This window comes from Alkalibacterium sp. s-m-28, from assembly GCF_054658175.1.
In genome coordinates, this window is record NZ_BAAGIQ010000179.1 from 1 (window position 1) to 1,930 (window position 1,930).

3 protein-coding genes are annotated in these 1,930 nt (G+C 40.7%); 2 read left to right on the top strand and 1 reads right to left on the bottom strand.

Annotated elements, in window-relative coordinates; genetic code table 11:
* Nucleotides 1-216, top strand: a 216-nt coding sequence (locus tag ACYQ4S_RS11755) for a hypothetical protein (protein ID WP_459771321.1), incomplete at its 5' end; no start/stop codon positions are given.
* On the opposite strand, the gene ACYQ4S_RS11760 is transcribed toward ACYQ4S_RS11755, so the two are convergent.
* The gene (locus ACYQ4S_RS11760) at nucleotides 173-748 is read right to left on the bottom strand and encodes a GNAT family N-acetyltransferase (RefSeq protein WP_459771323.1); all 576 of its coding nucleotides are present in this window, start codon (nucleotides 746-748) and stop codon (nucleotides 173-175) included. The two genes, ACYQ4S_RS11755 and ACYQ4S_RS11760, sit on opposite strands and share 44 nt — an antisense overlap.
* Before the next feature lie 208 nt (nucleotides 749-956).
* Between ACYQ4S_RS11760 and ACYQ4S_RS11765 the strand changes: the two genes are divergently transcribed.
* Nucleotides 957-1,679, top strand: coding sequence for a hypothetical protein (locus tag ACYQ4S_RS11765; protein WP_459771325.1), 723 nt, complete (start codon nucleotides 957-959; stop codon nucleotides 1,677-1,679).
* Nucleotides 1,680-1,930 lie beyond the last annotated feature (251 nt).

Consider the following 1,930-nt stretch of genomic DNA (forward strand, 5'->3'; position numbering starts at 1 on the left):
ACCGGAACTCTTCAAGCCATTTTTAAAAGAAAATCAGCTGAATCAAATATCAAAAGCGGCATAATAATCGGTACCAAGTCAATGACACCAAGGGTCAAAGGCTATTTTTTAACTGCAAAACTTGAGTCTTTAAGTATAAAAAGAGTGTGCCACTTATCGCAAATGATCCCCCTTACTGATCTTGTTCCCTCATCTGCTCATCATATTCCGATTTAAGGATCGAATAATAGACGTCATTGAACCATTCCCCTTGCTTCCATTTTCCGACATGACGAAGGGTCCCTTCCTTTTTCATTCCAAGACGTTCCATCACTTTCCCCGATACGGCATTGCGTTCGTCATGCAAAGCGGCAATGCAGTCGAGTCCAAGTGTCTCGAAACCTAACTTCAATACACGCTGGCCGGCTTCCGTCATATACCCTTTTCCGTGAAACGCTTTGTTCAAGGTGTACCCAATGATGGCCCGTTTGTCTTCGCTTTTGATTCTCAAATCAATTGTACCGATCATTTTACCTGTCCCCTTCAGCTCGATTCCGAACTTTCCGAACGGGTCTTCCAGAAAATACTCCGTGATGGCTTCTTCCGTCTTTTCAAGTGACGTATGTCTTTCAAAAACATAATAGGTCGTCTCTTCATCCTGGGCATATTCGTACATATCCGGTGCATCTTTCAATGTGACCGGTCTGAGAATCAGTCGCTCTGATTCGATCCGATTGTTTTTTGCCAGTTTAACTTTAATTGGTATCATCCAATCCCTCTTTTCTTTGTCTTGCTGCTTAATTTTTATATTAATAGAATAGCATAATAGAAGGCTTGTTCCTATTTTTGAACGCTTCGGACATAATTATGAAAAGTTTCAGAAACTTTCATGAAAACTTGTTGACTACGATCTTGTTGAGGACTATAATAAATTCGCTATAGAGATAGTTTTAATTAATTGAAAGAAGGATTGTAGTATGTCATTAACCGGTCTGTTCCTTGCATTAGGCTTTTCATTTATTCATTTAAGCTCCAGACATTTTAAATTGCGCCTATTTTCTGTTAACCAGTTCACCTCTTTTGTTGGAGGAATTTCACTAGCTTATGTATTCTTTCACTTGATTCCGACCGTTCAAGGATATGAACATGAGGTTATGGAGACTTTTCATATTTCACCCCAGAATGCGTCTCACCTGATTTTCGGCTCCATGCTTGCGGGAATTGTTGTCTTTTACTTTCTTGAGCTGGCTTTAAAATCATCAAGACTGAAACTGTCGAAAAGAGATTTTTCTACTTCAGGTATTTTCTGGGCTCACATTGGGTCATATTTTCTCTATAATTTCATTATCGGTATCCTGCTGTCCAATCAGCGTTTTGAAACGACCTTTACTGCACTGCTTTACTTATTCGCTATTGGTGTCCACTTCATGACCAATGACTGGGTACTGCGTCACCACTTTGAAAAACTGTACGACCGATATGGTCTGAAGCTCCTCGTCGCGTCTGTGCTGCTGGGATGGCTTCTCGGATTGACTATTCACATCTCTCACACGTATATGGGACTTCTGGAAGCTTTCGTAGCAGGCGGACTGATTCTCAACGCTTTAAAAGATGAACTTCCAGCCTGTAAAGGAAGCGGCATGACCTCATTTATGGTCGGCCTGGTCTTCTACTCCGGACTATTGATGTTTATCTTATAATACAAAATAAAAGTACAGGATATTCGGACGACACGCAAGGTGCTGGTCCGGATACCCTGTACTTTTTATTTAACCGCAAATCGACTGCCATCAGAATGAAAGGCCCCTGTTACATCCATTTCCATTTAAACTGGACCCCATGTCAAGGACAGTTTGATAAAAACCCCTTATAATTTATTATCGCTCCTTCTATGATAACGTCATAGGAGGAGCGATAATACGTTTAAGCCTGGATCAATACTTAGATTTTG

Bases quoted from the DNA above. Each gene is read 5' to 3' on its own strand.
- ACYQ4S_RS11765 (WP_459771325.1), top strand. From the start codon at position 957: ATGTCATTAACCGGTCTGTTCCTTGCATTAGGCTTTTCATTTATTCAT.
- ACYQ4S_RS11760 (WP_459771323.1), bottom strand. From the start codon at position 748: ATGATACCAATTAAAGTTAAACTGGCAAAAAACAATCGGATCGAATCA.